Here is a 23,405-nt window from a genome sequence, read left to right as displayed (position 1 = left end):
TTCCCGCCGTCGTCCCTTGTCGCACTGGCCGCTGTCATCGCGGCAGCGCGAAGGGGCTACACCTGAAGGCAAAATGTTGTCAAGCTTTGTCAACACCCAAAGAGGAAACAGGCCTCTGACCTGCGGAAACACTGTGCCCGAGGTGGGACTCGAACCCACACACCTTTCGATACCGCATTTTGAGTGCGGCGCGTCTGCCAATTCCGCCACTCGGGCGCGGATTACGCGGAGCCAAAGTACGCTCACAGCTGACTGTGAGCAACGCGATCGCTTCACGTACGCGGAATTACTCTACATGCAGATAGGCTGAATTCCAGAATCGCGCCGCCGTCGCCGCAAACAAACCCTGCAAACCAAGTACAGCAGCGGTGGCACCTAAGATAGTGATGTCCCGCCGTACCTTTTCAAGGAGATCCCGTGACTGAACAGACGGAGTCCAAGCCCACGTCCCAGCCGGCGCGCCGCGTCATTGTGGCAGAGGATGAAACCCTCATCCGCCTCGACATCATCGAGATCCTGCGCGGCGAAGGTTACGATGTCGTGGGTGAGGCGGACAATGGCGAGAAGGCCGTCCAACTCGCCGAGGAACTCAAGCCGGACCTGGTCCTCATGGACGTCAAAATGCCCGTCATGGACGGCATTTCTGCGGCCGAAAAGATCGTCAAGGCCCGTATCGCCCCCGTGGTGCTGCTGACCGCCTTCAGCCAGAAGGAACTGGTGGAGCGTGCCCGCGACGCCGGCGCCATGGCCTACGTCGTCAAGCCCTTCACCCCCGCGGACCTCATCCCGGCGCTGGAGATCGCACTCTCCCGGCACGAGGAAATCAAGGCCCTCGAGAGCGAGGTGTCCGACCTGCAGGAGCAGTTCGCCACCCGCAAGCTCGTGGAACGCGCCAAGAGCCTGCTGACCACCAAGATGGGCCTGACCGAACCCGAAGCCTTCCGCTGGATCCAGAAGACCTCGATGGACCGCCGCCTTAGCATGCGCGAGGTTGCAGAGACCATCATCAACCAGGTCAACTAACGCGCCGGCCGGGCCCGAAGAGTTTCCGACGGCGGCCCGGCCCCCACGCGTAAAGTCCCCTAACGCGCACAGCACCAAAGCGAAGGACCCCTGCCAACCGGCAGGGGTCCTTCGCTGTGTCTGAAGACTAGGCCTAGGCCTTCTTCTTCTTTTCCGGCCAGGGGCCGAGCTTTTCCTTGTTGCTGCTGACTTCACCGGCGCGGGTGGAGTCGGCCAGGTCGCCTACCTTGTGCACCTTCAGCGAGTTGGTGGAACCGGCCTTTCCGGGAGGCGAACCGGCGGCGATGACCACCAGGTCACCGTCTTCCACAAGTCCCATTTCCTCAAGGCTGCGGTCCACCTGGGCGGTCATGGCGTCCGTGTGGTCCACCATCTGCACCAGTACCGGCTGGATGCCCCAGGTGAGCGCCATCTGGTTCCAGACCTGCTCCACCGGGGTGAACGCGAAGACCGGCTTGATGGGCCGCAGACGGGAGAGCCGGCGGGCCGAGTCACCGGACTGGGTGAACGCACAGATGTACTTGGCGTCCAGCTGGTCGGCGATTTCGACGGCGGCACGGGTGATGGCGCCACCACGGGTCCTGGGCTTGGTCCCCAGCGGGGGACGCGCTCCAGGCCGTGGACCTCGGTGGATTCGATGATCCGGGCCATGGTCTTGACCGTCTCGATCGGGTACTTGCCCACGCTGGTCTCACCGGACAGCATGACAGCGTCAGCACCGTCCAGGACGGCGTTGGCGCAGTCGGAAGCCTCTGCACGGGTGGGGCGCGGGTTGTCGATCATGGACTCAAGGACCTGGGTGGCCACGATGACCGGCTTGGCCCAGCGGCGTGCCAGTTCAATGGCGCGCTTCTGCACGATCGGCACTTCCTCCAGCGGAAGCTCCACGCCCAGGTCGCCACGGGCCACCATGATGGCGTCGAAGGCGTCGATGATCTCGGGCAGCTGCTCAACGGCCTGCGGCTTTTCGATCTTGGCGATGACCGGTACGCGGCGGCCTTCCTCGTCCATGATCTCGTGGACGCGGGCGATGTCCGTAGCGTCACGCACGAACGACAGCGCCACCAGGTCAACGCCGCGGCGCAGCGCCCAGCGGAGATCGTCCTCGTCCTTCTCGCTCAGCGCGGGCACGTTCACGGCCACGCCGGGAAGGTTGATGCCCTTGTTGTTGGACACCATGCCGCCAACGGTCACCTCGGTGACCACCTTGACGTCGTCCACCGCCGTGGCACGCAGGGCCACCTTGCCGTCGTCGATCAGCAGGGCATCGCCCACCTTGACGTCCTCGGTGAGGCTCTTCAGCGTGGTGGAGCAGATCTCCCGGGTACCGGGAACGTCTTCGGTGGTGATGGTGAAGACGTCACCCACGGCCAGGGCGTGCGGACCGTCGACGAAACGGCCCAGGCGGATCTTGGGGCCCTGCAGGTCGGCCATGATGGCCACGGCCTTGCCAAGGTCGGATGCTGCCTTGCGGACGTTCTCGTAGGTGTTGTCATGCACGGAGTAGTCGCCGTGGCTCATGTTCATGCGGGCGACGTCAACGCCGGCTTCCAGCACCGCGAGGGTGTTTTCGTAGCTGGCAATTGCCGGGCCAAACGTAGCCACAATTTTTGCGCGTCTCATATACCTACCCTATTGGTCTCTTGCATTGGTTAAGTTGTCTGCGAGGTGAACCCTCGATGCATCCTGCGGGACTGCGGCCAGAGGACGGCGGCTAGAGGACGGCGATGGCCCGGTCCGTCGGTGCTACGGGAGCGGGAAGGATCGTGCTTCCCATCAGGTACTTGTCAACGGCGGCAGCGGCGGCACGTCCCTCGGCGATGGCCCACACGATCAGGGACTGCCCGCGGCCGGCGTCACCGGCAACAAACACGCCCTCGGTGTTGGTCATGTAGTAGCCGTCGCGGGCCACGTTGCCGCGGCCGTCGAATTCGGCGTGCACCTGTTCGGTGATGCCGGCAGGCTCGGCACCGGTGAAGCCGAGGGACAGGAACACCAGGTCCGCCGGGATGATCCGCTCGGTGCCGGCCTTGGGGAGGCGCTTGCCGTCAACGAACTCGGTCTCCGCCACCTTCACGCCGGTCAGCTTGCCGTTCTCGCCAACGAACTCGACCGTGGACGCGAGGTAGGTGCGTTCGCCGCCTTCCTCGTGCGCGCTGGCCACCTCGAACAGGGTGGGGAACGTCGGCCACGGCTGGTGGCTGGCACGCTCCGACGGCGGCTGCTTGCCAATCGCCAGGGTGGTCACCGAGGCGGCGCCGTGCCGGTGCGCGGTCCCCAGGCAGTCAGCACCGGTGTCGCCGCCACCCAGGATGACAACATGCTTGCCGTGGGCGTTGATCTGGTTCTCGATGGTTTCCCCGGCGACTGCACGGTTGGCCGGCACCAGGTAGTCCATGGCGAAGTGGATGCCGTCCAGGTCGCGGCCCGGGATGGGCAGGTCACGCGGAACGGTGGCGCCGGTGCAGACCACGACGGCGTCGTAGCGCCTGCGCAGCTGCTCCCAGGTGACGTCGGTCCCCACGGAGACGCCGGTACGGAAGCGGGTGCCCTCGGCCTTCATCTGCTCGACGCGGCGGTCCACCTGCTCCTTTTCCATCTTGAAGTCGGGGATGCCGTAGCGGAGCAGGCCGCCGATCTTGTCGTCCCGCTCATAGACGGCAACCGTGTGGCCCACGCGGGTGAGCTGCTGGGCGACGGCGAGTCCTGCCGGGCCGGAGCCAACCACCGCAACGGTCTTGCCGGTCAGGCGTGCGGGCGGCAGCGGGTTGACCCAGCCGTTGTCCCAGGCCTCGTCGATGATCGAGACTTCCACCTGCTTGATGGTGACCGCGGGCTGGTTGATTCCCAGCACGCAGGACGCCTCGCACGGCGCCGGGCAGAGCCGTCCGGTGAACTCGGGGAAGTTGTTCGTGGCGTGCAGGCGCTCGATCGCTTCCTCACCCTTGTCCCGCCACATGAGGTCGTTCCACTCGGGAATGAGGTTGCCCAGCGGGCAGCCCTGGTGGCAGAACGGGACGCCGCAGTCCATGCAGCGTCCGGCCTGGGCCTTCAGCGTGCCTTTTTCCTGCGCCTCATAGACCTCTTTCCAGTCCATGATGCGGACGGGAACAGGACGGCGTGGCTGGGTTTCACGCTGGCGTACTTTCAGAAATCCGCGTGGATCAGCCACCGGTCACCTCCAGGATTCGAGACCATACTTCTTCGCCGTCGGGGTCAAGGCCCTCTTCGATGGCGTCGAGACGGGTTTGCAGCACAGCCGCGTAGTCGCGCGGCAGCACCTTGGTAATGCGGGCAGCGGTGTCATCGAAGTTCTCGAGGAGACGCGCCGCCAGCTGGGAGTCAGTTTCTTCCACATGCTTGACCAGCAGGCCGTGGACGATGTCGCGGTCTTCGGCGTCCAGCTCGCGGAGCTGGAGTTCGCCGGACTGCAGGGCGTCCTTGTTGACCTTGGCAGTGTCCAGGTCCAGGACGTAGGCGGTTCCGCCGGACATGCCGGCACCGAAGTTGCGGCCGGTGCGCCCGATGATCAGCGTCTGGCCGCCGGTCATGTACTCGCAGCCATGGTCGCCAATGCCTTCGACGACGGCGGTGGCACCGGAGTTGCGGACCAGGAAGCGTTCGCCCACCTGGCCGCGCAGGAACATCTCGCCGCTGGTGGCGCCGTAGCCGATGACGTTGCCGGCGATGACGTTGGTCTCCGCCTTGAACACGTTGGTACGGTCCGGGCGGACGACGATCCGGCCGCCGGAGAGGCCCTTGCCCACGTAGTCGTTGGAGTCGCCGTAGAGCCGCAGGGTGATGCCGGCAGGCAGGAAGGCACCCAACGACTGGCCGGCGGTGCCGTTCAGCGTGATGTCGATCGTGTCCGTGGCCAGCACATCCGTGCCGAAGGTCTTGGTGACCACGTGGCCCAGCATGGTGCCCACCGAACGGTCGGTGTTGATGACGTCAACGGTGATCTTCACCGGGCTGCGGTCCGTCAGCGCTTCCGTGGCCATGGTGATCAGCCGCTGGTCGAAGTGCTTGTCCAGCTCATGGTTCTGGCCGGTCATGTTGCGCAGCGGCGCGTCGTCGTCGAACTCCAGGCCGTGCAGGATCGGGTCCAGGTCCAGGCCGTCGGCCTTCCAGTGGTCGATCGCCTCGCGGGCGTCCAGGACCTCTGCGTGGCCAATGGCCTCCTCGAGGCTGCGGAAGCCAAGCTCCGCCAGGATCTCGCGGACTTCCTCGGCAAGGAACTCGAAGAAGTTGACCACGAACTCCGGCTTGCCGCTGAAGCGGGCGCGCAGCTCGGGGTTCTGCGTGGCCACACCCACGGGGCAGGTGTCCAGGTGGCAGACGCGCATCATGATGCAGCCTTCCACCACCAGCGGAGCGGTGGCGAAGCCGAACTCCTCGCCGCCCAGCAGCGCGGCGATCACAACGTCGCGGCCGGTCTTGAGCTGGCCATCCACCTGCACCACCACGCGGTCGCGCAGTCCGTTGAGCATCAGCGTCTGCTGGGTTTCGGCCAGGCCGAGCTCCCACGGGACACCGGCGTGCTTGAGCGAGTTCAGCGGTGAGGCGCCGGTACCGCCGTCGTGCCCGGAAACGAGTACGACGTCGGCCTTGGCCTTGGTCACGCCGGACGCCACGGTGCCGATCCCGACTTCCGAGACCAGCTTCACGTGGACCCTCGCCGAGGGGTTGGCGCGCTTGGCATCGTAGATGAGCTGCGCGAGGTCCTCGATCGAGTAGATGTCGTGGTGCGGAGGCGGGGAGATCAGCCCCACGCCGGGGGTTGAGTGCCGTGTCCGGGCCACCCAGGGGTAGACCTTCTGCGCCATCAGCTGGCCGCCTTCGCCGGGCTTGGCACCCTGGGCCATCTTGATCTGGATGTCGTCCGCGTTGGTCAGGTAGAGGCTGGTCACGCCGAAACGGCCGGACGCGATCTGCTTGACCGCAGAGCGGCGCTTGGGATCGAGCAGGCGATCCACGTCCTCGCCGCCTTCACCGGTGTTGGACTTGCCGCCCAGCTGGTTCATGGCGATGGCCAGCGTCTCGTGGGCCTCCTGCGAGATGGAGCCGTAGCTCATCGCTCCCGTGGAGAACCGCTTAACGATGCTGGAGACCGGCTCCACTTCCTCAAGGGGCACGGACGGCCGGTCGTTCTTGAACTTGAGCAGGCCGCGGAGGGTCATCAGGTTGGTGGACTGGTCGTCCACGCCCTTGGTGTAGGCCTTGAAGATGTCGTAGCGGCGCTCACGCGTGGCGTGCTGCAGCCGGAACACGGTCTCCGGGTTGAACAGGTGCGGTTCGCCGTCACGGCGCCACTGGTACTCGCCGCCGCCCAGCAGGGGCGGTGCGGCTGCTCGATGCCGCCCTCGGGGTAGGCCATCTGGTGGCGTGCGGACACTTCGGCCGCGATCACGTCCAGGCCCACGCCGCCCAGCTGGGAGTGCGTGCCGGCAAAGAACTCGTCCACCAGGTCCTGGCCCAGGCCAAGGGCTTCGAAGGTCTGGGCGCCGGTGTAGGACGCCACGGTGGAGATGCCCATCTTGGACATGATCTTCAGGACGCCCTTGCCCAGGCCCTTGATCAGGTTGTAGACGCCGTCCTGCGGGGTCACACCGGTGACGTCGCCGGCAGCGATCAGCTGCTCCACGGATTCCATCGCCAGGTACGGGTTGACGGCGGACGCGCCGTAACCAATGAGCACGGCCACGTGGTGCGTCTCGCGGACATCGCCGGCCTCGACCACCAGGGCAGTCTTGGTGCGGTTGGCGCTGCGCAGCAGGTGGTGGTGCACGGCGCTGACCAGCAGCAGCGACGGGATGGGTGCCCACTGGGCGTTGGAGTCACGGTCGGACAGCACGATGTACTGCACGCCGCGGTTGATGGCACCGGAGACCTGCTCGCAGATCTCGGTGAGCCGGGCGCGGAGCGCGTTCTCGCCGCCTTCGGGCCGGTACAGGCCGCGGACCTTCATGGCCACGCGGTTGCCGTCGGCGTCCTCGATGTTGGCGATCTTGGCGAGCTGGTCGTTGTTGATCACCGGGAAGGGCAGCTGGACCTGGGGCTGGCGGACCTGCTTGGTGTCCAGCAGGTTGCCGTTGGGTCCGATGGCGCAGGTCAGGGACGTGACCAGTTCCTCGCGGATGGCGTCCAGCGGCGGGTTGGTGACCTGCGCGAAGGACTGCACGAAGTAGTCGAAGAGCAGGCGGGGGCGCTTGGACAGCACGGCCACGGGGGTGTCGGAACCCATGGCGCCCAGCGGCTCGGCGCCGGTGCGGGCCATCGGGCCGAGCAGGATCTTCAGTTCCTCGGTGGTGTAGCCGAAGGTGCGCTGGCGGATGTTCACGGACGCGGCAGTGTGCACCACGTGCTCACGCTCGGGCAGGTCGTTGAGGTCGATCAGGTTGTCCTTGACCCACTCCGCCCACGGGTTGGCCGCGGCAACTTCGGCTTTGACCTCTTCGTCATCGATGATGCGGCCGGCCTCGGTGTCCACCAGGAACATCTTGCCCGGGGACACGCGGCCCTTCTTGACCACCTTGGAGGGTTCGACGTCGATCACGCCCACCTCGGAGGCGAAGACGATCAGGCCGTCTTCGGTGATCCAGAAGCGTCCGGGGCGCAGGCCGTTGCGGTCAAGGGTTGCGCCCACCAGGTTGCCGTCGGTAAAGGACACGGCGGCGGGGCCGTCCCACGGTTCCATCAGCAGGGAGTGGTACTCGTAGAAGGCGCGACGGGCCGGATCCATGGTGGCGTGGTTTTCCCAGGCCTCGGGGATCATCATCATGATCGAGTGCGTGATGGGCCGGCCGGACAGCCACAGCAGCTCCGCTACCTCGTCGAACGAGGCGGAGTCGGAGGCGCCGGGGGTGCAGATGGGGTACAGCTCTTCCGGCGAGTCGCCCAGCAGCGGGTTGGCGAGCTGGGACTGGCGGGCGCGCATCCAGTTCCGGTTGCCCTTGACGGTGTTGATCTCACCGTTGTGGGCAATGGTCCGGAACGGCTGGGCGAGCGGCCAGGACGGGAAGGTGTTCGTGGAGAAGCGTGAGTGCACGATCGCCAGCTTGGTCTTGAACCGCTTGTCCGAAAGGTCCGGGTAGAACGGCTCCAGCTGGGCGGTGGTGAGCATGCCCTTATAGACGATGGTGCGCGAGGACAGCGAGGGGAAGTACACGCCGAACTTGTTCTGGGCACGCTTGCGGATGCGCCAGGCGCGCGAGTCGAGCTCGTTGCGGTCCAGTTCCTCGCCGTTGGCGGATGCCAGGAAGGGCTGGGAGAAGTAGGGCATGCAGGCGCGGGCCATGGCGCCCACGAGGTCGGCGACCACCGGCACTTCACGCCAGCCGAGGACCTTCAGGCCCTCATCGGCGGCCAGGCCCTCGATACCTGCCTTGGCGGCGTCGGCCTCGCGCTGCTCGGCAGGCAGGAACGCGGTACCGGCGACGTACTGGCCCGGTGCGGGCAGCTCGAACTCGGTGACCGCACGGAAGAACTCGTCGGGGATCTGCATGAGCAGGCCCGCGCCGTCGCCCGTGCCCTCGTCAGCACCCACGGCACCGCGGTGCTCCAGGTTGCGCAGGGCGGTCAGGGCGGCGTCGACAATGTCATACCCGGGTTCGCCGCGCAGGGTCGCGATGATCGCGAGTCCGCAGGCGTCCTTCTCCTGTTCCGGGTTGTAGAGCCCGGCGGCCTCCGGCATGGCTGCGAAGCGCTTGAACGGCGACATTGCAGTCTCAGGCTGGTCCGGTTCGGACCAGCTGGGAGTGTGAAGAGTTTGGGTCATGGGAGACGTCCTTCCTCCTGATCGTGCGTATGGAAGGGACACCGTTGGCCCCACTCGTCGGCGCCGCTGCGGTGGGCACAACAAAGTGTTGATTACTGGAAATTGTAGGTCAGCGCAGCCTGCTGAACTAACGGTTACGCAGGCCCCTGCCCGAGGCATCATCAGCCAGCAAATCCATGCTGGGCGGACGGTGCCCCATGCCACGACATTGTGGTTTTCGGGCGCTTCGAGCGGTGGCTCTGCTGCCCTGCCTGGCCGGCGCCCTACTTGCCGGTGCCGGCCTCCGGTGCGGGTCCTGTGGCTGTGCTGCCGGAGTGTCCGGCAGCCGTTGCATCCGTTCCGGGCTTTGAGCCCGCCGGTGCCGCCGCGGCTTCTTCCGTGGGGTCGGAAGCATGCCTGGAACCGCTGTGGTTATCAGGGAGATTACCACGCGAATCACTATCTGAGACAACATCGTCCGGATCACGGACTTCATGACTGGCCACGGAATCGGTTCCCGGTTCCACGGTTTTCTCCGCTCCGTGCCCCGGAAGGTACACGGTGTCCGGGTCCGTCCGGCTTTTGAGGCCCAACAGGATGAAGGCGACCAGGGCCGCCAGGAACACGAAGATGCTGGTCCACACGTTGAGCCTGGTGGTGATGCCGAAGATGGTGATCTGTTCGGCGTCGTCGATGCGCATTGCCTCGATCCAGACCCGGCCCAGGGTGTAGTACATGGCGTACAGCCAGAAAAGCCGGCTCCGGCGGAAGTTGAAGCGCCGGTCCAGGGCCAGCAGGATCAGGACGCCGGCCAGGTTCCACAGGGACTCGTAGAGGAACGTGGGGTGGAAGAGGGTGTCCGCGGGCATGCCGGCGGGGAAGTTGGGGTTGTCGGCGTCCACCTGCAGGCCCCACGGCAGCGTGGTGGGACCGCCGAAAAGTTCCTGGTTGAAGTAGTTGCCCCACCGGCCTATGGCCTGGGCCAGGAGCAGGCCCGGGGCCGCTGCGTCGGCGAATGCGCTCAGCTTCACTCCGCTGCGGCGGCAGCCGATCCAGGCGCCAAGGGCCCCAAGGACCACGGCGCCCCAGATTCCCAGCCCGCCGCGCTGGATCTGCGGGATCAGCGAGAGGTCTCCGGTGCCGTCGAACCCCGGGCCGAAGTAAGCGTCCGGTGATGACACCACGTGGTAGAGCCGGCCTCCGATGATGCCGAAGGGGATGGCCCAGATGACGATGTCCCAGACGCTGCCTTCAGGGGCGCCGCGCCTGGCCCAGCGGACGGATGTGAGCCAGAGCCCCGCGACGATCCCCGCGAGGATGCACAGCGCGTAGGCGTGGATCCGGAGGCTGCCCCAAGGCAGGGGAATGTCGAAGCCGGACCAGTCCGGGCTGGGGATGCTGGCCGGCACCATCGTGGGTACCAGCGCGGCTGCCTGAAGGAGTGGCTGCATGTCCTAGGCCCCGGCTTCCTGCGCCGGGCCCGGTTCAGGCGCCAGGCCGGTGCTCAGGTCCTTGGTGAGGGCGGCGACGGCATCCACTCCCCCGTCGCGGAGGGCCGCCACCAGGGCGGTGCCCACGATGACGCCTTCGGCGTAGGCGGCGATTTCGCGGACCTGGTCCGCGGTGGAGACGCCCAGCCCGACGCAGACGCGCTCGGCGCCGGCGCCGTGCGCCGCCGCCACAACGTCCTTGGCTGCGGTGCTGACGGAGGTGCGGGCACCGGTGACGCCCATGATGGAGACGGCGTACACGAATCCACGGCTGGCATCCACGGTCCGCTGCATGCGCTCCGCGGTGGAGGACGGCGCCACGAGGAACACACGGTCCAGGCCGTACTTGTCCGAGGCTTCCATCCACTCGGCGGCCTCGTCCGGAATCAGGTCCGGGGTGATCAGCCCGGCTCCCCCGGCTTCGGCCAGCCGGCGCGAGAACTCATCCACGCCCATCCGGACCACCGGGTTCCAGTACGTCATGACCAGGACGGCGGCGTCGGTCCTGCTGGTGATGCCGGCCACGACGTCGAACACCTGGCTGACGTGGAAGCCCTTGGCCAGTGCCTCGGTGGTGGCGGCCTGGATGACCTGGCCGTCCATGACGGGGTCCGAGTAGGGAATGCCGATCTCGATCAGGTCCGCGCCGTTTTCCGCCAGGGCAATGCCTGCGGCGATGGTGTCCTCCACACTGGGGTAGCCGGCGGGGAGGTAGCCGATGAGGGCGGAGCGTCCCTGGGAGCGCGCCCTGTCGATGGCTGCTGCCGACTTGCTGGTCATCTCTGCCCGGTTGGCCATTTCTGCACTGCTCACAGCTGCTCCCCCTCTTTGCCGATCTCGGATTCGGCGGAATTCTTGTCCAACAGGTCAAACCATTCGGCGGCGGTGGCCACGTCCTTGTCTCCGCGTCCGGACAGGTTGACGATGACGATCTTTTCGGCCGCGGCCGCCGGGTCTTCGGCAGCAAGCCGCTGTCCCACCTTGATGGCTCCGGCCAGCGCGTGCGAGGACTCGATGGCGGGGATGATGCCCTCGGTGCGGCACAGGAGGCGGAAGGCCTCCATGGCTTCGCTGTCCGTGATGGGCTCGTAGCTGACCCGTCCGATGTCGGCCAGGTAGGAGTGCTCGGGTCCCACGCCGGGGTAGTCCAGGCCGGCGGAGATGGAGTGCGACTCGATCGTCTGGCCGTCGTCGTCCTGCATCAGGTAGGAGCGTGCGCCGTGCAGCACGCCGGGCTTGCCCAGGGTGATGGTGGCGGCGTGCCGGCCGGTTTCGACGCCGTCGCCGCCGGCCTCGAAACCGTAGATCTTCACGGAGGGATCATCCAGGAACCCGTGGAAGATGCCGATGGCGTTCGAGCCGCCGCCGATGCAGGCGCAGACGGCGTCCGGGAGGCGGCCCTCCTGCTCCAGGATCTGGGCGCGGGATTCCTCGCCGATGACCTCGTGGAAGTAACGGACCATGGCCGGGAACGGGTGGGCTCCGGCAGCGGTGCCCAACAGGTAGTGGGTGTTGCCAACGTTGGCCACCCAGTCCCGGAGGGCCTCGTTGATGGCGTCCTTGAGGGTCTGGGATCCGCTGGTGACGGGAATCACCTTGGCGCCCAGGAGTTCCATGCGGGCGACGTTAAGCGCCTGGCGGCGGCAGTCCTCGGCGCCCATGTACACCACGCACTCCAGGCCCATCAGGGCGGCAGCGGTAGCGCTTGCCACGCCGTGCTGGCCTGCGCCGGTCTCGGCGATGACGCGCGTCTTGCCCATGCGCTTGGCGAGCAGCGCCTGGCCAAGGACGTTGTTGATCTTGTGCGAACCCGTGTGGTTGAGGTCTTCGCGCTTGAGGAAGATGCGCACTCCCCCGGCGTGCTGGGAGAACCGCTTGGCTTCGGTCAGGAGGGACGGCCGGCCGGAGTAGTTCTTGTTCAGGTCAGCGATCTGCGCACGGAAGTCGGGATCGTCCTTGGCCTTGTTGAAGGTCTCTTCAAGTTCGTCCAGGGCGGCGATGAGGGACTCGGGCATCCATCGCCCGCCGTAGTTGCCGAAGTACGGCCCCGGGGCGTGGCGGAGGGATCCGCCCTGCAGGAATGCTTCCGCGGTGTTGTTGTCAGCGTTTCCTGAGGGTGCGTCAGCCATCAGTCCTGTCCTGTTCGGTGGTGGTTGGTCAAAAAGTTGCTGTTCCGGCGGTGGCGGCCGGAATGGTGTGCTGTCCGTGCGGGCCGGCGTGCCACGGGCCCGCAGGACGACGGTTTGGTGCGTTTCGTCAGCCGCGGGCGGCGATGGCGGCGGCACCTGCGGCAGTGAACTCTGCGATGCGTTCCCGGGGCGTGGCGTGGCTTACCAGTGCCTCGCCCACCAGTATGGCGTTCGCGCCGCTGCCGGCGTAGTGCGTGACGTCGTCGGCGTCGCGGACGCCGGATTCGGCAACCACCACGGCCTCGGCGGGAATCAGCCCCGCCAGTGCGGCAAAGACGGAACGGTCGACGTCGAGCGTTTTGAGGTTGCGCACGTTGACGCCGATGATCCGCGCGTTGGCGGCCACGGCCCGCTCGATTTCCTCTTCCGTGTGGGTCTCCACGAGCACGTTCATGCCCAGGTCCCGGCTGAGGCCGCTGAATTCGGCCAGCTGGGCGTCCGAGAGGGCAGCCACGATGAGCAGGATGAGGTCGGCGCCGTGGGCACGGGCCTCCCAGATCTGGTACTCGTCGAGCGTGAAGTCCTTCCGCAGCAGCGGGATGTCGACGGCGGCGCGCACGGCGTCGAGGTCGGCCAGGGACCCGTTGAAGCGGCGCTGTTCGGTGAGGACGCTGATGACGGAGGCACCGCCGTCGGCGTACTGCCGGGCGAGCGACGCCGGATCCCCGATGCTGGCGAGATCGCCCTTGGAGGGGCTGCGGCGTTTGATTTCGGCAATGACTTTCAGCTGTTCCCGGGTTGGGGAGGTGCCGCCGAGGGCTGCCCACGCGTCACGGGCAGGTGCCGCGGCCTGGGCCAGGTCCTTCAGCTCAGCCAGGGAAACGAGCCGTTTCCTGGCCTCCATATCCTCCCTGACACCGGCGTTGATGTCGTCGAGAACAGTCGCCATCAGTGGCCGGAGTTCTTCAGCTTGCTGCCTTCGACGCCGTAGCCTGCCTTGCGCATGACGTATCCGAGGATCAGTCCGACGACCATGACAACGGCGCCGCCGATGAAGATGGGGGTGCTGGCGATGACGAAGGCGATGGCTGCGATGAGCGCGCCGACGAGCATGACGATGACGCAGGTCCACGCGGCCGGGCTGTTGCCGTGGCCCAGTTCCTGGCTGTGGTCAATGGCGCCGGGGGCAACGGTGCGGGTGCCTGACTTGGAAACGGACGCAGGTGCTTTGCTCATGGAAATCTCCTCAGGATGGATACTGCTTACATTCTGCCATTTTTTGGCTGCCGCCCGCGTACCGCAGGGCCTGCCGCCCCTGCCGGCGCCGGCGTCCGCCGGTCTTAGGTGGGGTCCTCGCCCCGGGAAAGCCGGTCCCAGCTGTCGATCTCGTCCACGGGGCCGGCCACCGCCGTGGCGCCGGCGGCCGTGGGTGCTGCCGCTCCGGCCGCGTCATATTTGGTGCGCGTCTTCCAGTAACGGGAGGCGGGCAGGATCAGCAGGGCTGACAGGGCGAGAAGGCAGCCCGCGACGACGGCGAGCAGCGGGAACGGGGTAACGTCCACGTGCGCCTGGCTGCCGGAGACGCCGGTGGCTGCCGCAATCGACCCTTGCGCCGCGGCGAGCGGATCGGCCAGGACGGTGGCCGCTGCCGTCACCACGCCTGCGGAGGCAAGGACGATGATGGCCGTGATCACCCACCGGGCGATCCTGCCGGCGATGGCCGCTGCGAGCCCGCCTGCCAGGGCCACCAGGGCCAGGGCCGTCACCGTGGTGGCGGCCTTGCTGCCCTGCACCTGGATGGTGCTTTGGGCGGCTCCGGCCTGTCCCACCTGGTTGGGGTCCAGGGTGGCGGTCATCCAGGTCTGGGTGGTGGTGCCGAAGGCGGCCAGCGCCAGGAGGGTAATCAGCATGACCAGGGTGGACTTGCGCGCCCAGACCGGCACGGCCCGGGCCTTGCCGGCCTTGCTGGCCTTGGCCGCCGTATCCGCCTGTCCTGCCTTGGCCGCCTCTTCGGGGCGGCCTGCCGCCATGCCGGAGTCCGGCATCAGGAAACCGACCCGTCGGGAAGGGATTCCGCGGAAATGTTGTGCAGCGATCCGGCCGTGTGCACGGCGCGCAACGGAGCGGCGGCCTTGTTGACCGTTTCCAGGGCCTCGGTGGGGTTCACGGAGTCTGCCACGATGCCACCCCCTGCCTGGACGTAGGCGCGTCCTTCCCGGATCAGGGCGGACCTGATGGCGATGGCCATATCCATGTCGCCGGCGAAGTCGAGGTAGCCCACCACGCCGCCATAGATGCCGCGGCGGTGCGGTTCCAGCTCGTCCAGCAGCCGCAGGGCACGGGGCTTGGGTGCGCCGGAGAGGGTGCCGGCCGGGAAGGTGGCCTTCAGCACGTCATAGGCTTTGGCCTGCGGAGCCAAGCGGCCCACCACGGTGGACACCAGGTGCATGATGTGGCTGAAACGCTCCACCTCCATGAACTGGGTGACGTCCACGGTGCCGGCCACGCAGACCTTGGAGAGGTCGTTGCGGGAGAGGTCCACCAGCATCAGGTGTTCGGCACGTTCCTTTTGGTCGGCGAGCAGTTCCTCGGCCAGGGCCTTGTCCGCCTCGACCGTCTTGCCGCGCGGACGCGAGCCGGCGATGGGGTGGGTGATGACTTCCTCGCCGGTGACCGTGACCAAGGCTTCGGGCGAGGAGCCGACGATCGAGTACTCGCGGCCCTCGGCGTCGGCCAGGCTGAAGATGTACATGTACGGGCTGGGGTTGGTGTTGCGCAGGACCCTGTAGACGTCCAGCGCGGACGCCTTGCACTCCATCTCGAACCGGCGCGAAATCACCACCTGGAAGACCTCGCCGTCCACGATCGCTTCCTTGCCGCGGTCCAGCGCCGCAAGGTATTCAGCCTCGTCCCAGCGTTCCTGGACGCTGGAGGCAAAGTCCAGGGCCGCCGGCGTCAGGACGGAGACCGGCTGCACCACCGGGGTGCTGATTTTGGCCAGGAGTTCCTTGACCCGGCGCACGGCGTCGTGCCAGGCCTCGTCAACGCGTTCGGAACTGTTGTCGAAGTTGATGGCGTTGGCGATGAGCAGGACCGTACCGTCCACGTTGTCATGCACGGCCATGTCGGTGACCAGGTTCAGGGCCATCTCCGGCAGCTGCAGGTCATCCTCGGGCGGGCTGACCAGCCGTTCCCAGTGCCGGACGGTTTCCCAGCCGAGGAAGCCCACCAGCCCGGAGGTAAAGGGCGGCAGCCCTTCGAAACGGTCGGTGCGCAGCGCCTCCACGGTGTCGCGGATGGCGTCCACCGGACTGCCGCTGACCGGCACGCCCGCGGGCGGCTGGCCCAGCCAGTGCGCCTGGCCGTCCTTGGTGGTCAGGGTGGCACGGGACTTGGCGCCGATGAAGGAGTACCGGGACCAGGCTCCGCCCACCGCTGCCGATTCCATCAGGAAGGTGCCGGGCTGACCCTGCGCCAGCTTCCGGTACAGCCCGATGGGGGTTTCGGCGTCGGCGAGGACCTTGAGCCGGACGGGAATGACGCGGCTGTGGCCGGCAAGTTCCCGGAATTCCTCGAGGCTCGGGCTGATGGTTCCAAGGTCCTGCATGGTTATGCTTGTCCGCCTGTTCTTCGAAAGGGCCGGCATTGCCGGCCCTTGGTGTGCTTGCTGGAGTGGCCGGGGTGTGGAGGAAACCCGGCCGGGCAGCGTGTCCGCCTAGCCTGCGTGGCCTGCCACCACGTCGAGGTCCCTGCCGTCGAAGCAGGTGCGGGTGCCCGTGTGGCAGGCCGCGCCCACCTGGTCCACGCGCACCAGCAGTGCGTCGCCGTCGCAGTCCATGGCCACGGATTTGACCCATTGCACATGCCCCGAGGTATCACCCTTGCGCCAGTACTCCTGCCGTGAGCGGGAGTAGAAGGTCACCCGGCCGGTGGTCATGGTGCGGTGCAGCGCCTCGTCGTCCATCCAGCCGAGCATGAGGACTTCATTGGTGTCGTACTGCTGCACCACCGCGGCCACCAGGCCGGCGGCGTCGCGCTTGAGTGCCGCGGCTACCTCCATGGGCAGCGGGCTGGCCGGGACGGATTCCCCGGACGACGGCGGCACGGATGCCACAGGCTGGGACACGGCGGATCCTGCGGTGGGGACGGGGGTTGGCTGCTCAGACATCGGGTCAAGTCTAGTGCCTTCACGTGCCCGTCCTCCTGTTGTGAACAACGGCACGCCACCTGCCCCTGCGCTGCTGCCCAACTCCGCGCCTGTCGTGCTAGTTTTCCAAGTGATGCATTTCGTCGAACCGTCCCGAGAAGTCCTGGCCGAAACCCTGCTTGCGGCCGGCCCTGATGCGCCCACTCTGTGCAAGGGCTGGCGTACCAGGGACCTTGCCGCGCACCTTTACCTGCGCGAGCGGAAGGCCGCCGTCGGGCTCGGTTTGATCATCAAGCGCCTGGCCAAGGCCTCGGACCAGGCAACCGCCAAGCTGGCAGCCAAGCTGACCACCAACGAGGACTACGCCCGGCTGGTCAACACCTTCCGCGCCGGTCCACCGGCGCTGTCGCCGATGAAGATCAAGGCACTGGACGAAAGTTCCAACCTGATCGAATACTTCGTGCACACCGAGGATGTCCGGCGGGCCGTGGACCGGTGGGCGCCCAGGGCACTTGATGAAGCGTACTCTGACGCACTGTGGGACGAACTGGTCAAGCGTGCCGCCATCCTCTACCGCGGCGTGGACCTGGGCATTGTCCTGGTCCGTCCGTCCGGTCCGCGGCATGTTGCCAAGCGCGCCCCCGTTTCGGTGGCGATCGTCGGCGAGCCGGGCGAACTGCTGATGCACGCCCACGGCCGGACACGCCACGCGCTGGTCACCTTCGAAGGCCAGCCCGACGCCGTCGCCCTCCTCCAGTCAGCCGAAGTAGGCCTCTGACCCAACTGGGTCGCAGTTGTTGTCGTTATGAGCGTTCATAACGACAACAAATGCGAGTCAGTCGGGTTAGCGGACTTCGAAGCCGGCTTCCCGGATCGCTTCCTTGACCTGGGACATCATGTTGTCCGGTCCCCAGTGGAAAATCGAAGCCGCCAGGACGGCGTCCGCGCCGGCTGCGACGGCCGGCGGGAAGTGTGCGGGCTCTCCGGCACCGCCGGACGCGATGATCGGGACCCTGACGGCCGCCCGGACCAGCTTGATGAGTTCGAGGTCGAACCCGTCCTTGGTGCCGTCGGCGTCGATGGAGTTCAGCAGGATCTCCCCCACCCCGCGGTCAGCCGCTTCCCTGGCCCACTCAATGGCGTCGATGCCGGTGCCGGTGCGGCCGCCGTGGGTGGTCACTTCGAATCCCGACGGCGTGGGCTGGGACCCCGGGCGGGTGCGGCGGGCGTCAACGGACAGGACGAGCACCTGGGAACCGAAGTGCCGGGTGATTTCGTCGATGACGTCGGGCCGGGCCACGGCCGCGGTGTTGATGGAGGCCTTGTCGGCGCCGTAGCGCAGGAGCTTGTCCACTTCCGCCACGCCGCGGACGCCGCCGCCCACCGTCAGCGGGATGAATACTTCTTCGGCCGTGCGGCGGACAACGTCGAACGTGGTCTCGCGGTTGCCCGAGGAAGCTGTGACGTCAAGGAAGGTCAGTTCGTCGGCGCCGGCGTTGTCGTAGCGGTGGGCGAGTTCCACGGGGTCGCCGGCATCGCGCAGGCCCTCGAAGTTGACGCCCTTGACGACGCGTCCGGCGTCGACGTCGAGGCAGGGAATGACGCGTACTGCTACTGCCATGGGGTACTCCTGGAGTCTGTGTTGGTTGCTGCGGGGCCGGCTCAGATGCGGCAGGCGTGGATGCTGCTGACCAGGATGGCGCGGGCGCCGAGGTCGTACAATTCATCCATGATGCGGTTGGTTTCCTTCTTGGGAACCATGGACCGGACGGCCACCCAGTCGGAGTCGCGCAGCGGCGAGACCGTGGGCGATTCGAGGCCAGGCGTCAGGCCGGCCGCCTTCTCCACGAGTTCCTTGCGGATGTCGTAGTCCATCAGCACGTACTGGCGTGCCACCAGGACGCCCTGGAGCCGGCGGATGAGGACGTCGATTTCCTTGGCGGTGCCGTTGGCGGCGCCCCCGTTGCCGGTGCGGCGGATCAGGACGGCCTCGGATTTGAGGATGGGGTCGCCGAAGATTTCCATGCCGGCGGCCTTGAGGGTGTTGCCGGTTTCCACGACGTCGGCGATGGCGTCGGCGACGCCCAGGCGGACCGAGGATTCAACCGCGCCATCCAGCCGGACCACCTTGGCGTTGATGCCGCGTTCGGCCAGGTAGTTGCGCAGCAGTCCGTCGTAGCTGGTGGCCAGGCGCTTGCCCTCGAGTTCCTCCACCTTGCTGAAGTCGCCGACGGGTCCGGCAAAACGGAAGGTGGAGCCGGCGAAACCCAGCGGCAGCAGCTCTTCGGCTTCCACGCCGGCGTCCAGGAGCAGGTCGCGTCCGGTGATGCCGACGTCGAGCGTTCCCTGGCCGACATAGACCGCAATATCGCGGGGGCGGAGGAAGAAGAACTCGATCTCGTTGTCAGGGTCCACCATGACCAGTTCGCGCGTGTCGCGGCGCTGGCGGTAGCCGGCTTCGGAGAGCATGGCGGAGGCGGCTTCGGACAGGGAGCCCTTGTTGGGGACGGCTACTCGCAGCATGGGAAATTCTTTCTGGGGTGGAAGGTCTGGGTTTTCAGGCAGTGCAGGCCACGGCGGGCCCGGCGGCAGTGCGCCGGACCGGTGGCTACAGATGCTTGTAGACGTCTTCCAGGGTCAGGCCTTTGGCGAGCATCAGAACCTGCAGGTGGTACAGCAGCTGGGAGATTTCCTCGGCCGCGGCTTCATCGGATTCATATTCGGCAGCCATCCACACTTCGGCTGCTTCCTCAACGACTTTTTTGCCGATGCCGTGAACACCGGACTCCAATTCAGCGACGGTGCGGGAGCCTTCCGGGCGGGTGGCTGCCTTCTCGCTGAGCTCAGCGAACAGCGTCTCGAAATTCTTCACGCCCTCCAGCCTACTTGGTGCAGCCGCAGCGGCGCTTCCCGGGCCGTTGCATGACGGGCGCGATGTGAGCGAATACACACACCGCGCCCGTGCAACAACCTGACGCCGGGTCCGGTGCTGCGCCTAGCTCCGGTACTGCTTGAGGACGACGGCGGTAGCCAGCGCAGCTGTCACGGCCTCATGGCCCTTGTCTTCCTTGGAGCCGGGCAGGCCTGCCCGGTCCAGCCCCTGCTGTTCGTTGTCGCAGGTGAGCACGCCGAAGCCCACCGGCACGCCCGTGGACACGCTGACGTCGGTGAGGCCCGACGTCGCGGCCTGGCAGACGTAGTCAAAGTGCGGGGTTCCGCCGCGGATCACGACGCCGAGGGCAACAACGGCGTCAAAGTGCCGTGCCAGCCGCGCCGCGGCAACCGGGAGCTCGAAGCTGCCGGGAACCCGCAGCACCGTGGGCTCGGCGATGCCGGCATCCTTGGCGGCCCGGAGTGCGCCGTCCAGGAGCCCGTCCATGATCTGTGTGTGCCAGCTTGCTGCGATGATGGCCAGTTTCAGCTGCGACGTCTCGGCCGGGTTGAGGGTGCTGAGGTCGATGTCGGGGGCGCCGTGTCCACTCATGGGTTCTTGTTCCGTTCAGTCTTGTTCGTGGTCGAAAGGGGTTTCAGGGGCGGGCACGGGCACGGGAGCCACGCCGGTGTCCAGCAGCAGCCGGTGTTCCATGCGGTCCTTCTTGGTGCGCAGGTAGCGGATGTTCTGTTCGCGGGACGGCACCTCCGTAGGCACCATTTCCACGACCTTCACGCCCGCCTTGGCCAGCCTGTTCTGCTTGTCCGGGTTGTTGCTCAGCAGCCGCACCTCATGCAGGCCCATTTCGGCCAGGATCTGGGCTGCGGCCTTGTAGCACCTGGCGTCAACGGGGAGGCCCAGCTGCTCGTTCGCCTCAACTGTGTCGAAGCCGGCTTCCTGCAGGGCGTAGGCCTTGATCTTGTTGGCCAGGCCAATGCCGCGGCCTTCCTGCCCGCGCAGGTAGAGCAGCGTGCCGCCGTTGTCCCGGATCAGTTCCAGCGCGAAGGCAAGTTGTTCGCCGCAGTCGCAGCGGTAGGAACCGAAGACGTCGCCGGTGAGGCACTCGGAGTGCAGCCGCACCAGTGGTGCTTTACCGTCAGTGGGAGCGTTGGGGGAACTGACGGCGAGGTGTTCCACACCCGTCACCAGGTCCGTCCATGCCTGTGCCACGAACTCGCCGAAGGCCGTGGGCAACTGTACAACCGGCCCTCCGCTGACGGGATGGGGCGCTGCGCCGGACACCGTGTGGTGTTTCCGGTGGCCGTTCTGGTGGCTGTCGTCGGTGGCTGCCGCTGCCGTCATCGCTTCTCCTTCTCTTCGCCCGGCGTTACCCGGACATCCTCACGCTGGGTTCCCCCGGCCCCGGCTTCAAGATACGCCACCAGGTCCTCGATGGAGATCAGGGGGCATCCATGTTCAGCTGCGAACGAACGGAGCCCGTCCAGGCGCATCATTTCACCGTCGTCATACACCACTTCCGCGATCACCCCGACAGGCTCCAGGCCTGCAAGGCGGCACAGGTCCACCGCGGCCTCGGTGTGCCCCTGGCGTTCCCGCACTCCACCGTCAACCGCGCGAAGCGGGAAAATATGCCCCGGGCGGGTCACGGATGCAGGACCGGCGTGCGGGTCGGCCAGAATCCGGGCGGTCAGGGCCCGGTCCGTGGCGGAGATTCCGGTGCTGACGCCGGTGGCGGCGTCGCAGGACACCGTGTAGGCCGTGCCTTTGGCGTCCTCGTTGATCGCCGTCATGGGAGGCAGTGCCAGCGCATCCGCGCGGTCTCCGGTCAGCGGCACGCAAATGACGCCGGAGCTGTACCGGATGGTCCAGCCCATCAGGGCGGGCGTGGCGTGCTGGGCGGCGAAGATGATGTCGCCTTCGTTTTCGCGGTCCTCGTTGTCGACGACGAGCACGGGCCGGCCGGCGGCCATGGCCCGGACTGCGTCCTCAATGGAGTCCAGTCCCACGGCAGGCGCGGACGTCCGTCCATCGGTCACAGTGACAGCCTCCGCGGATGCGGCGGGTTCCAGGCGTACGGCGGCGTTCACCGTGCACCTCCTGCAACCGCGGCGCCACCGGTACCGGTTGCTGCATCCGCGTCGCGGAAGGCCAGCAGCCGCTCGGTGTACTTTGCCAGCACGTCGACCTCCAGGTTCACCCGGCTGCCGGTGGTTTTGGTCCCCAGGCCCGTTTCTGCCAGCGTGGTGGGGATCAGGCCTACCTCGAACCAGGGTTCCTGCTCCGAAGCCGGGCTGACGGCCGTCACGGTGAGGGAGACGCCGTCGATGGCGATGGAGCCTTTCTCGGCAATGTAGCGGGCCAGGTTGGCGGGGACGCCAAAACGCAGCCGCTCCCAGTTGCCCTGGTGTTCGCGTTCCAGCAGGACCCCCACGCCGTCCACGTGGCCCTGGACCACGTGTCCGTCCAGCCGGCCGCCCGCGGGAACACAGCGCTCCAGGTTGACCGAATCGCCGGCTGCGAGTTCGCCGATGGTGCTCCGGACCAGGGTCTCCCCCATGACGTCCACGCTGAACTCCTTGCCGTCGATGGCGGTTGCCGTGAGGCAGACCCCGTTCACGGCGATGGAGCCGCCAAGTGCCAGGCCTTCGGTGGAGCCGGGGGCGTGCAGCCGCACGGTGGCGCTGGTGTTACCGTCACGCTCGACGGACAGCACCTGCCCCTGCTCGGCAATAATTCCGGTGAACATCAGTAGCCTCCCTGGGCTTGCTCCGCGCTGCCGCGGGTTGGTGGGTGGTCGAGTGCAACTTTCCGTTGCGGTCTGAGGTGAAGCCTGAGGTCCCGGCCGAGCGTCCGGACGGCGCCGCCGTCGGCCTCGTCCCATTCCCATTGCTGGGCGTCCGGGAGGCTGGTGATGCCCAGCCCGTTCAGGGCGGGGGTGCCGGATCCCAGCAGGGTGGGGGCAAGGTAGACGATGAGTTCGTCTACCAGGCCGGCAGAGAGGAAGGAGCTGAGGATCCGTGAGCCGCCTTCCACCATCACATGCCGGATCCCGGCTTTGTACAGCAGGGTCAACGCTTCGCGGGGGTTCCGGGTGGGGAGGTGGACAGCCAGGCCGTCATCGCCGTGGATCGCGGCGTCGTCCGGAATTCCGCGCAGTCCCATGACGGCCCGTACCGGCTGTTTGGGTGCGGGGTCTCCGGAGGGTTCCCGGGCGGTCAGGCGGGGGTTGTCCACCAGCACGGTCTGGGTGCCCACCAGGATGGCGTCGATGCGGCCGCGGATTCCGTGGTTGTCTGCCAGCGACTCAGGGCTGGAGATCCATTGGCTGGTGCCGTCTTCGGCTGCTATCCGGGCGTCCAGGGTCTGGGCGATGTGGAGGGTGACGAACGGGCGCTTGGCGGCGACTGCCTCAAACCACTGGCGGTTCAGGTCCAGGGATTCGTCGGCGCCGAGGCCACTGCGGACCCGGACGCCGGCCGCCCGCAGTGTTGCTGCGCCACCGGCCGCCGGGTCATGGGGGTCGTCGACGGCGTACACCACGTCCGTGATGCCGGCGTCGATGATCGCCTGCGTGCACGGCCCGGTGCGGCCCACGTGGTCGCAGGGCTCCAGCGTGACCACCATGGTGCAGCCGGATAGATCAAGGCCGACGGCGGCGGCCTGGGCGATTGCGTCCGCTTCGGCATGCGCGGTGCCGGCGCCGCGGTGGTAGCCGGTGACAAGTTGACGCCCGTCAGGACCGACGACGACGGCGCCCACCAAGGGATTCGCTCCGCGCGGACCCTGCAGGGCTGCCTGCAGAGCGTGCTCCATGGCGCGGGTTTCGTCGGCGCCGAAGGCGGTGACAACCCCGGCCGCGGGCCTCAGTTCCACCGGGCCCGTCATGCGGCGGCCGGGACGGATGGGGTGCCTGCCTTGGAGGCGGCAGTATTTTCGGCGGTTAAGAGCCATCGCTGGGGGTTCATGC

Annotated in this window: 19 protein-coding genes, 1 tRNA gene and 2 pseudogenes; 2 read left to right on the top strand and 20 right to left on the bottom strand. The window is 67.1% G+C overall.

The window, feature by feature from the left end:
* Nucleotides 1-134: 134 nt before the first annotated feature.
* Nucleotides 135-216, bottom strand: a tRNA-Leu gene (locus OUO20_RS05320).
* A gap of 201 nt (nt 217-417) precedes the next feature.
* Between OUO20_RS05320 and OUO20_RS05315 the strand changes: the two genes are divergently transcribed.
* Entirely contained in the window at nt 418-1,023 is a 606-nt protein-coding gene (locus OUO20_RS05315; protein ID WP_009358190.1) for an ANTAR domain-containing response regulator, read from the top strand.
* A 133-nt stretch (nt 1,024-1,156) separates the two neighbouring features.
* Here the strand turns inward: OUO20_RS05315 and pyk are convergent.
* From pyk to hisI, 11 genes and pseudogenes are all read right to left on the bottom strand, one after another.
* A pseudogene (gene pyk / locus OUO20_RS05310) lies at nt 1,157-2,646 on the bottom strand (pyruvate kinase).
* A gap of 91 nt (nt 2,647-2,737) precedes the next feature.
* Nucleotides 2,738-4,195, bottom strand: a complete 1,458-nt coding sequence (locus OUO20_RS05305) for a glutamate synthase subunit beta (protein WP_056393678.1) — start codon at nt 4,193-4,195, stop codon at nt 2,738-2,740.
* Nucleotides 4,188-8,800, bottom strand: a pseudogene (gene gltB, locus OUO20_RS05300) (glutamate synthase large subunit). The gene OUO20_RS05305 and the pseudogene gltB overlap by 8 nt, the downstream one beginning before the upstream one ends.
* 263 nt (nt 8,801-9,063) lie before the next feature.
* Nucleotides 9,064-10,230 carry a prolipoprotein diacylglyceryl transferase gene (lgt, locus tag OUO20_RS05295; RefSeq protein WP_056393675.1) on the bottom strand — a complete coding sequence of 389 codons (1,167 nt, stop codon included), beginning with the start codon at nt 10,228-10,230 and terminating at the stop codon, nt 9,064-9,066.
* A 3-nt stretch (nt 10,231-10,233) separates the two neighbouring features.
* Nucleotides 10,234-11,067, bottom strand: a complete 834-nt coding sequence (gene trpA / locus OUO20_RS05290; RefSeq protein ID WP_056393673.1) for a tryptophan synthase subunit alpha — start codon at nt 11,065-11,067, stop codon at nt 10,234-10,236.
* Between the two features lie 11 nt (nt 11,068-11,078).
* The gene (gene trpB / locus OUO20_RS05285; protein WP_056393671.1) at nt 11,079-12,398 is read right to left on the bottom strand and encodes a tryptophan synthase subunit beta; all 1,320 of its coding nucleotides are present in this window, start codon (nt 12,396-12,398) and stop codon (nt 11,079-11,081) included.
* A gap of 127 nt (nt 12,399-12,525) precedes the next feature.
* The gene (trpC, locus tag OUO20_RS05280) at nt 12,526-13,347 is read right to left on the bottom strand and encodes an indole-3-glycerol phosphate synthase TrpC (RefSeq protein WP_268002959.1); all 822 of its coding nucleotides are present in this window, start codon (nt 13,345-13,347) and stop codon (nt 12,526-12,528) included.
* Nucleotides 13,347-13,634 (bottom strand): HGxxPAAW family protein, encoded by a 288-nt coding sequence (locus tag OUO20_RS05275; RefSeq protein ID WP_018770784.1) that lies wholly within the window; start codon nt 13,632-13,634, stop codon nt 13,347-13,349. The genes trpC and OUO20_RS05275 overlap by 1 nt, the downstream gene beginning before the upstream one ends.
* Before the next feature lie 104 nt (nt 13,635-13,738).
* Nucleotides 13,739-14,443 (bottom strand): Trp biosynthesis-associated membrane protein, encoded by a 705-nt coding sequence (locus OUO20_RS05270; protein WP_268002958.1) that lies wholly within the window; start codon nt 14,441-14,443, stop codon nt 13,739-13,741.
* Nucleotides 14,443-16,005 carry an anthranilate synthase component I gene (locus tag OUO20_RS05265; RefSeq protein WP_018770782.1) on the bottom strand — a complete coding sequence of 521 codons (1,563 nt, stop codon included), beginning with the start codon at nt 16,003-16,005 and terminating at the stop codon, nt 14,443-14,445. The genes OUO20_RS05270 and OUO20_RS05265 overlap by 1 nt, the downstream gene beginning before the upstream one ends.
* A 108-nt stretch (nt 16,006-16,113) precedes the next feature.
* On the bottom strand, nt 16,114-16,566 hold the full coding sequence (hisI, locus tag OUO20_RS05260) for a phosphoribosyl-AMP cyclohydrolase (RefSeq protein WP_018770780.1): 453 nt from the start codon (nt 16,564-16,566) through the stop codon (nt 16,114-16,116).
* 112 nt (nt 16,567-16,678) lie between these two features.
* Here hisI and OUO20_RS05255 point away from each other — a divergent pair, with 112 nt between their 5' ends.
* Complete coding sequence (locus tag OUO20_RS05255) at nt 16,679-17,323, top strand: TIGR03085 family metal-binding protein (protein WP_018770779.1); 645 nt, start codon at nt 16,679-16,681, stop codon at nt 17,321-17,323.
* Between the two features lie 66 nt (nt 17,324-17,389).
* Here OUO20_RS05255 and hisF read toward each other — a convergent pair whose 3' ends face one another.
* The 8 genes from hisF to ribD form a co-directional block, all read right to left on the bottom strand.
* Nucleotides 17,390-18,166: an imidazole glycerol phosphate synthase subunit HisF gene (hisF, locus tag OUO20_RS05250; RefSeq protein WP_018770778.1), complete on the bottom strand. Its 777-nt coding sequence runs from the start codon at nt 18,164-18,166 to the stop codon at nt 17,390-17,392.
* 41 nt (nt 18,167-18,207) lie between these two features.
* Nucleotides 18,208-19,068: an ATP phosphoribosyltransferase gene (gene hisG, locus OUO20_RS05245; protein WP_018770777.1), complete on the bottom strand. Its 861-nt coding sequence runs from the start codon at nt 19,066-19,068 to the stop codon at nt 18,208-18,210.
* Between the two features lie 85 nt (nt 19,069-19,153).
* On the bottom strand, nt 19,154-19,417 hold the full coding sequence (locus tag OUO20_RS05240) for a phosphoribosyl-ATP diphosphatase (RefSeq protein WP_009358176.1): 264 nt from the start codon (nt 19,415-19,417) through the stop codon (nt 19,154-19,156).
* A gap of 123 nt (nt 19,418-19,540) precedes the next feature.
* Nucleotides 19,541-20,029 (bottom strand): 6,7-dimethyl-8-ribityllumazine synthase, encoded by a 489-nt coding sequence (ribH, locus tag OUO20_RS05235; RefSeq protein ID WP_056393668.1) that lies wholly within the window; start codon nt 20,027-20,029, stop codon nt 19,541-19,543.
* Between the two features lie 15 nt (nt 20,030-20,044).
* Nucleotides 20,045-20,779 carry a GTP cyclohydrolase II gene (gene ribA / locus OUO20_RS05230; RefSeq protein ID WP_056393665.1) on the bottom strand — a complete coding sequence of 245 codons (735 nt, stop codon included), beginning with the start codon at nt 20,777-20,779 and terminating at the stop codon, nt 20,045-20,047.
* Nucleotides 20,776-21,525: a 3,4-dihydroxy-2-butanone-4-phosphate synthase gene (gene ribB / locus OUO20_RS05225; RefSeq protein ID WP_144599654.1), complete on the bottom strand. Its 750-nt coding sequence runs from the start codon at nt 21,523-21,525 to the stop codon at nt 20,776-20,778. Before ribB ends, ribA begins: the two co-directional genes overlap by 4 nt.
* Entirely contained in the window at nt 21,522-22,184 is a 663-nt protein-coding gene (locus OUO20_RS05220) for a riboflavin synthase (protein WP_144599653.1), read from the bottom strand. Before OUO20_RS05220 ends, ribB begins: the two co-directional genes overlap by 4 nt.
* On the bottom strand, nt 22,184-23,323 hold the full coding sequence (gene ribD / locus OUO20_RS05215; protein WP_268002957.1) for a bifunctional diaminohydroxyphosphoribosylaminopyrimidine deaminase/5-amino-6-(5-phosphoribosylamino)uracil reductase RibD: 1,140 nt from the start codon (nt 23,321-23,323) through the stop codon (nt 22,184-22,186). The genes OUO20_RS05220 and ribD overlap by 1 nt, the downstream gene beginning before the upstream one ends.
* Between the last annotated feature and the right edge of the window lie 82 nt (nt 23,324-23,405).

It is taken from the genome of Arthrobacter sp. FX8 (assembly GCF_026723805.1).
GTDB lineage: Bacteria > Actinomycetota > Actinomycetes > Actinomycetales > Micrococcaceae > Arthrobacter.
This window is presented reverse-complemented; position numbering and strand designations above follow the sequence as displayed.